The following is a 925-nucleotide window of genomic DNA, read 5'->3' as shown; positions in this document are numbered from 1 at the left end:
CAGTTTGGGCCATTTTTCGTCTGTGGCTTTTTATAGTTTCTTTTATGTGACGGGACATTGCAGCCTCCTTGTAAGGTTTTAATATTGCTTACAAAAAGACGATTACAATCGCATCGATATGTCAAGGAAAATTTTACCTTAACTTCTGAAATGTTTACGAAGACTTTTTTTAAAAACTACGCTATTGCTGGGTTTCAGGGGTGCCCGGGAATCGCTGCAACGACACCAGCACGAACCATGTTACAATCAATATAGACAAGGCATCTCAGCAGGTGCTGTTCGGTCTCCACTGCAGTTGAATGGTATCGATCCTCCCAAAAAGCTCCTTTCCTCTTTTTTCTCATATTGTATTCTTGCCCGGTTCTTCCAGCAATCAACTGCAGAGATCGAGGTATGACATCTCTCTTTCCTACATCTTGAACGAGTAAATGAATATGATTGGAAGTAACACAGTAATTGAGAATTACCAAACCGTATCGCTTTTTGGCAGCATACAACCACTGGACCCAATTCCGACGGTCCATTTTCAATTTAAGTAAAAAGTCCCTCTTGTGGCATCTGTGGGTAAGATGCCATACTTGACCAAGAATATAATGCCGTTTTGCTCTCGCCATAAGAAATTATTTTCTAATGCAGATCTATATTAACGTTTTTGAGCCTAAAAAACGCATTATTGACAGGTATAAGAGTTAAAAGAACACATCTTACACACGAATACAAACACTTACCTTGGCCCGACCCTCGTTCCTCCCCCCTATTTTAGAACGTTATAGCTCACCATTCGCGTAAACTGAAAAACTATCCGGAATTACTCTCCAGGCCGGAATAGATTTCTGGTCCCAGACCAAGGAGTTCCAACATCCTTACTTGTAACGGTGAAAGTGGTGTGACATGGTGAAAGATTTGCCCGGCTAACTCGATGATC

Annotated in this window: 1 pseudogene; it reads right to left on the bottom strand. The window is 41.3% G+C overall.

Annotated elements, in window-relative coordinates:
• Positions 1-218 precede the first annotated feature (218 nt).
• Positions 219-614, bottom strand: a pseudogene (locus JWG39_RS16020) (transposase); the annotation flags it as partial.
• Positions 615-925: the final 311 nt, after the last annotated feature.

Source organism: Desulforhopalus vacuolatus (assembly GCF_016918505.1).
GTDB lineage: Bacteria > Desulfobacterota > Desulfobulbia > Desulfobulbales > Desulfocapsaceae > Desulforhopalus > Desulforhopalus vacuolatus.
The sequence above is the reverse complement of the archived record's forward strand: the minus strand, read 5'-3'. Positions and strand labels throughout refer to the sequence as shown.